Annotated in this window: 7 protein-coding genes and 1 pseudogene; 3 read left to right on the forward strand and 5 right to left on the reverse strand. The window is 42.2% G+C overall.

Annotated elements, in window-relative coordinates; all coding sequences use genetic code 11:
- The 3 genes and pseudogenes from IKL48_00275 to IKL48_00285 all read left to right on the forward strand — a co-directional run.
- Window positions 1-172: uL13 family ribosomal protein (locus IKL48_00275; GenBank protein MBR3603126.1), on the forward strand; the 172-nt coding region annotated here is incomplete at its 5' end.
- 15 nt (window positions 173-187) lie between these two features.
- Window positions 188-583 (forward strand): 30S ribosomal protein S9, encoded by a 396-nt coding sequence (rpsI, locus tag IKL48_00280; GenBank protein MBR3603127.1) that lies wholly within the window; start codon window positions 188-190, stop codon window positions 581-583.
- 289 nt (window positions 584-872) lie between these two features.
- A pseudogene (locus tag IKL48_00285) lies at window positions 873-995 on the forward strand (prepilin-type N-terminal cleavage/methylation domain-containing protein).
- 403 nt (window positions 996-1,398) lie between these two features.
- On the opposite strand, the gene IKL48_00290 reads toward IKL48_00285, so the two are convergent.
- From IKL48_00290 to IKL48_00310, 5 genes are all read right to left on the reverse strand, one after another.
- On the reverse strand, window positions 1,399-2,865 hold the full coding sequence (locus IKL48_00290) for a monomeric [FeFe] hydrogenase (GenBank protein MBR3603128.1): 1,467 nt from the start codon (window positions 2,863-2,865) through the stop codon (window positions 1,399-1,401).
- A 43-nt stretch (window positions 2,866-2,908) separates the two neighbouring features.
- A complete protein-coding gene (locus IKL48_00295; protein MBR3603129.1) occupies window positions 2,909-4,339 on the reverse strand; it encodes a PLDc N-terminal domain-containing protein in 1,431 nt (476 codons plus the stop codon).
- Window positions 4,340-4,399: 60 nt separating this feature from the next.
- A complete protein-coding gene (locus IKL48_00300; protein MBR3603130.1) occupies window positions 4,400-5,173 on the reverse strand; it encodes a hypothetical protein in 774 nt (257 codons plus the stop codon).
- Window positions 5,174-5,214: 41 nt separating this feature from the next.
- Window positions 5,215-6,126: a cysteine synthase A gene (cysK, locus tag IKL48_00305; GenBank protein MBR3603131.1), complete on the reverse strand. Its 912-nt coding sequence runs from the start codon at window positions 6,124-6,126 to the stop codon at window positions 5,215-5,217.
- A gap of 7 nt (window positions 6,127-6,133) precedes the next feature.
- Window positions 6,134-6,620 (reverse strand): hypothetical protein (locus IKL48_00310; protein ID MBR3603132.1); only part of this gene is annotated, 487 nt, incomplete at its 5' end.

Raw genomic sequence — 6,620 nt, forward strand, 5'->3', positions numbered from 1 at the left:
AGGCGCCAAAGAAACCCCGCTCAAACGTCAGTTTGAAAAGGATTCCACCAAAGTATTGGAATTGGCCGTCAAACGCATGTTAGACGTCAACCGCTTGCGCGCTCCGCGCATGAAACGCCTCCGCCTTTTCAGTGGCGAAGAGCATGAATTTGCCGGCAGATTTGCCAAATAAGAGGAATAGATTTTTATGAACAATACCAAAGAAATCAAAACCGGCCGCCGCAAAACTTCTGTTGCGCAAGCCAAATTGGTAAAAGGTACCGGTGTTATCACTGTAAACGCCAAAGCCTTAGCTGACTACTTCAAAGGTCACGAAAAATTTCAAGCAACCGTAAAAGCCCCGCTCGTGATTACGAGCCTTGAAAAAGAATATGACGTCACTGCCAAAGTGCAGGGTGGCGGTATTTCTTCCCAAGCCGGTGCTTTGCGCCATGCTATCGCCCGCTCTATCGCTGAAATCAGCGAAGAACTGAAAAAGACCGTTAAAAAAGCCGGTTTCTTAACCCGCGACCCCAGAATGGTCGAAAGAAAGAAACCCGGTCAGCCGGGCGCCCGCAAACGCTTCCAATTCTCCAAACGTTAATCGTTGGGTTGTGGAACTTGCAGGAAAATGTTTTACGATATCCCGCTCTTTGCAGCGGGATATTTTTTTGGTTTTATAACGACTTCTTCGCTTGTTGGTTTCTTTTTGAGCACACGATTTCTTCTTACTTTTTCTCATTGCCGAAAAAGGTAAGCCTGGTGTTTTGTTTGCTAGCTTTTTTAGCAATGTAAAAAAGAACATTATCTCCGTCGGGGATAAAATAAACACTTGACAAATCGTTTTTTTTACAATTTTTTCAGACGGAAAAAATAGAAAAAAGGAGAGAAAAATGAAAAGAGGTTTTACTTTGATTGAGTTGTTGGTTGTGGTACTGATTATCGGCATATTGTCTGCAGTGGCATTGCCGCAGTATACCAAAGCTGTGGAAAAAAGTCGTATGACGGAAGCTTTGCAAAATATCAAAGTGATGGAAGACCAACTTAAATTAGCCTTTATGAATTTTAGCGGAGAAAAAATTTCTTTTTGGGATATATCTTCCGTTGAATTGTCTGGAGTAGAATCTATACAGGATGAATATGGTGATGAAATAAAAAGTAGTAAATTTTTTAAATATCTACATTCCTTAATTGATGAAGATGGAAATGTTTTTATAGAAGTTGTCAGAGATAAGGGAGATGAATATTATAGCTTGGTGGTGGAAGGACCTGTGCTGAATCCTACCAAAAACTGCTACTCTCTATCCACTGATTTTGGTCGAAAAATGTGCAAGTCATTGTCAGGTAGTGGATGGAATTATATAGATGGAGATATTTAAAAAAACCCCGCTTTAAAGAGCGGGGGTTTTTAAAAACTTCTTATTTGTTTTCTTCTTTCTTTTCTTCGCCAAAAGCCAATTTTACTTTCGGACTTTCGGCTACCAAGTCTTTAATCGGTTTAATGACTTTGGCTTGCGTGGCAATAGTGCATGGTCCGCCGATACATCCGCCCTTACAGCTCATGACTTCTAAGAGTTGGAAATCACCCACTCCTTTGGCATAAGCCTGCAACATCAACATGGCTTTTTTATCCAAACCGTTGATGGCCATTTTCTTGAAAGGACGTTGTCCTACTAAAGCATTTTCCACCGCTTGAGCCACACCGCCGGTGACGCCGTAATAACGAGCCTCGCCGGAGATTTTGGGGTCTAACGGGGTTTCTTCGCACTCGGCAGGATTAATGCCTCTGGCTTCTAATAAAGCACCCAATTCTTCATAGGTCATTACATAGTCCATGTTGGGGTCTTCCATTCCTTCCACCCGTTTGGAGACACAGGGACCTACGAAAACGGTGGTAAAGCCGTTTTGCTTTTCAATTTCGGCCGTATAAGAGCCGGGCGTACGGGTGTGAGAAACAAATTCTTTAATAGCAGGCAAATGTTTCTTAACGGCTTGTACCCAAGCAGCACAGCAGGAAGTGGTCATAAACTTAGCACCACCTTCCAAGCGTTCAATCAATTCGCGTGCTTCGTTTTCGGTGGTGATATCGGCCCCTTCGGCTACTTCGGTCACCTTATCAAAGCCGGCTTTTTGAATAGCCGTTTTCAGTTGGCCCAAAGTACAAGCAAATTGACCCACAATAGACGGGGCAATCATGGCACATACTTTGCGGTTGCTTTTGATGGAACTTAAAATATCAATTAATTGACTGCGTTCCATGATGGCGCCGAACGGACATGCACCCATACATTGGCCGCAAGAAATACATTTGTCAAAATCAATTTGAGCAAAACCGTCCGGTCCTTTTCTGATGGCATCTACGGGACAGGCTTGTTCGCACGGTACAGGCACATAAGTAATGGCATTATACGGACAAGAGGCTTTACATTGACCGCAGTTTTTGCATTTGTCGGGATCAATGCGGCTTTTACCGTTAACGACGGAAATCGCGCCGAATTTACAGGCAGTTTGGCAGCTGCGCGCCAAACAACCCTGACAGGCTTCCGTCACGATATGGCGTGCTTTTACGCATCCTTTACAAGCGATATCCAAAACGGTAAGCGGCTTTTCCGGAATATCTTTACGCAGGAGTGCTTGCTTGGCATATTCGTTTAAAGAGGTGGCCTCATCGTCTTGCTCAATGGCAAAACCCAAAGCGGCCAATGTACGAGCACGAAATACGGCGCGTTCTTTATACACGCAGCAACGCACGTCCAAATTGGCATTACGCGGTACCACATCATGCGGAATGCGATAGGCACCCGTTTCTAAGGTGCCTTTGTCAAAGGCTTCAATTACTTTTTTAAGGGCTTGTCTTTTAAACCCAAGGGCTTTATTGTCACTCATATTACTCATATTTTACCATATTGAAGGCACCTCTGCCTGCTGACTAATAGTATGGTGTTAATAAACGAAAAGCATTGTTGCGCAGTTGTTTCCACCAAGTAAGTTGAATATAGTGTGTTTTAGAGAGCAGGCGGGCTTTTTTCTTTTTTGCTTCTACGATATGTTGTACCTGTTTTGCCAGCATCGGGTCAAAACATTCCATATTACTTTCAAAATTTAGTTTAAAACTGCGCACGTCCCAATTGGCCGAGCCGCTAAAAAGCCACACTTCATCAATTAAAAACAATTTGCTATGGTCAAAAGGCGGTGCGGAACGATAAATTTTAACTCCTTTCTCAAGCAACCTTAAAAAATTGGCTTGCATTGCCCAGTCCATACCCAAAATGTTGCTTTTTTCCGGCAGAATAATTTCTACTTCTACTCCGCGTAAAGAGGCGGTTTCCAATGCGGATAGAATATTATTCTCCGGTAAAAAATAAGGAGTCACGATGCTTACTTTTTTTTGCGCACAAGCCAAAGCACCCAAGCACATTCTTTCCACTTTTCCAAAATCACCGTCAGGTCCGTCCGGAATTAGGCGCATAGGGGTTGCCCCTTTGCAAGGAGATTGCTGGGGAGGGCGTGTGTTTTTATTTAACAAAGATTGCTGAGTGCTAAAAGCCCAATCTTCTTCAAAAATATTAGAAATTTGAGAGATGACCGGCCCTTGTATTTCAAAAGTAATATCCTGTATGGGCTCTTGAGGATTTTGGTTTAACAAATTCCCTTCTGAAATATTCATGCCGCCAAAAAAAGCAATTTCTCCGTCTATTACCATTATTTTTCGATGGTTTCTTAAATTTACAAAAGGCAAATTAACAGGACTTTTGCTGGGTAAAAAAGCAGCAAACTCCAAGCCTTTGATATGTTTAAGTGCTTTGTATATATTAGGACGGCTATAATTAAGCCCTACTCCATCTACCAAAATACGCATTTTTGCTCCATTTTGAGCGGCCTTCTGCAAAGCCGAAACGAACATTTGCCCGGCTTTGTCATTGTTAAAAATATAACTGGCAATCATAACTTCTTTTTTTGCCTGAGAGATGACCTGACACATACGCAGATAGGCTTCGTCCCCGTTGAGCAGTGGAAGGACTAAATTACCTAAAGATAAATGTTGAGGGTGGGTTTTGTAGCCCAGATGCAATAATTGCCATACGGAGGGGGGAATTTCTTTCTCCAAATCTTGTGGAGTTTTGCCGCTGGCGGTAAAAGGATTTTTTCCGCGATTTTGCAGGCGCAAGGCTTTGCGGCGGATTCGGTTAATTCCCAATATAATATAAGCCACACTTCCTACAACAGGAGCCAACCAGACTAACCCTATCCAACCGATGGCACTGGGCACGTCTTCTTTGTGCATGAGAATATGAAAGGTGACTGTAATTTGCAGACACAGTAAAAAGAAACCGGCCAGTGTTAAAGAAAAAAAGTTCATATATTTCTCCTTAAAAATACGATAACTTTATTGACGAAAAATAAAATAGAAAGAAAAAGGTTATTCTGATTTTTTATTTTCCTTGTTTAAAGTCATTGTGGGTGGCACCGTTTTAGGATGAATGACGCGTGGCATATACATTTGATCTTGCAGGGTTCCTCCGGATACTAAGGCCTTTCTCACCGTACGTTTTTGTTTTTGGGGAGGGAGAGAAACCGGCAGTTTTTGTTTTTCTTCTGTTTTTTTACGTAAAGAGGTTAAATAATCCGTTTTACTTTCTTCCGTTTCAAAAGACAGCGTCAGTTCTTCTTTTTCAAATAAAAACCATCGTTGTGTAGGTGTAGGGGTATTGATATCTTGATAAGAGAGTTTGTACAAAACGGTATTTCCTTTTAAAGAAGGCTCTTTTTCTTGCAGGGCGTTGGAGCCATAAAAAGAAAGGAAATCCTTTAATTTTAAACCGATATTAATATTATATTTTTTGTTAATAGCCAACACATCTGCTGCAGTAGCGGCGACGGTGATGAAGGATTGGGGTTCTTCGGCCTTAAATAGAAATTTCCTAAATTGGCGGTTGTTATAATATTCCACCAAGGCATATTCGGCCGAAGGACTACGCACAATGCGGTCTTTATCCGACACAACAGGCATAGCATACAATAGTTGCTCACGCGTGCTATTGCGCAATTTACGTGAGAGTTGTCGGGCCGTTTTCTGCCAAATGCTGGGGCTTTCTGCCGTAGGGGTGCCATGCATTTCTATTACGATTTCATCTTCAGCCCAAACGGAAAAGGGCAGAAAGCAAAAAACAAAAAGAAAAATAATTTTCCTCATAGGAGCAGTGTATCAATTTTTAGTTTTTTCTGATAAAAAGTTTACTCAAAAAGCCAGGTGTTGAGATATCTTTCCCCGCTATCAGGCAAAAGAACAACGATGTTTTTGTCTTGTGTTTGGGGGAGTTCGGCCAAATGCAAAGCAGCCCACAAGGCTGCCCCTCCGCTAATACCGATAAGCAACCCTTCTTTTTGTGCGGCCAATCGGGCTGTTTGAGCGGCTTGCTCATCGGTGACGGGGATAATTTGGTCAATGATAGTTTTGTCCAAAATGGGCGGTATAAATCCTGCCCCAATGCCTTGTATTTTATGCGGTCCGGCAGGTTTTCCTTCCAAAACGGCAGAATCTTGAGGTTCAACGGCTATTATTTGGACGTTTGGATTTTGTTTCTTTAAAAATCTTCCTACACCCGTAATGGTGCCGCCTGTACCCACTCCGGCTACAAAATAATCTACTTGCCCCTCTAAATCCTGCCATATTTCCTGTGCCGTTTGAGCATGAGCCGACGGGTTGTTTGGGTTTTCAAATTGTTGCGGTATAAAAGAAAGAGGTATCTGTCGTTGTAATGCTTGCGCTTTGGCAATAGCTCCGCGCATACCTTCTGCTGCAGGAGTTAAAAATACCTCTGCCCCTAATGCTTTTACCAAGCGTACCCGTTCTTGGCTCATATTTTCGGGCATAGTTAAAATCAGTTTATATCCGCGTACGGCTGCTATGAAAGCAAGCCCGATGCCGGTATTACCGCTGGTAGGCTCGATAAGGGTACTTTGTTCGGTCAAAATACCGGCTTTTTCTGCTGCTTCTATCATAGAAAGAGCAGGGCGATCTTTGACGCTGAAAGGGTTAAACATTTCCAACTTGGCATATAAATGGGCAGATCCGTTGTTGATTTTGTTAATGCGGACCAGCGGTGTGTTTCCAATCAGTTGGGTCATATCGGTGGCGTATTTCATAAATCTCCTATTTTGCCAAAACAGAATTTTTCACCCGTCCTCGGCAAAAAGCATTAATATTATCAAGCGTTGTGTTTAAAATCCGATGTACGGCATCTATGGAATTAAACGCAATATGCGGTGTGATGAGAACATTTTTCAACTGCATCAAACGCGCATTAACAATGGTGTTCATCGCAAACTCTTTTGGAATGTCTTGTGATTTTAAAATAATATCATCATGAATAATAAAATCTTCGTTTTCCAAAACGTCTAATGCGGCTCCACCCACCTTGTGGCTTACAATGGCCCTGTATAAGGCTTCTGGGTCTATTAGAGAGCCACGAGCAGTATTTACAATGATAACACCTTTTTTCATCTTTTGAAAAGCAGTGTCGTTTAACATATGATAATTTTCTTTGGTAGCCGGCGCATGTAAAGAGATGATATCCGCTTTTTCGTATAACTTGTCCAGAGAAACATATTTTAAACCAAAGATACGGCGTATTTCATCG

The sequence above is a fragment of the Elusimicrobiaceae bacterium genome, assembly GCA_017520185.1.
GTDB lineage: Bacteria > Elusimicrobiota > Elusimicrobia > Elusimicrobiales > Elusimicrobiaceae > Avelusimicrobium.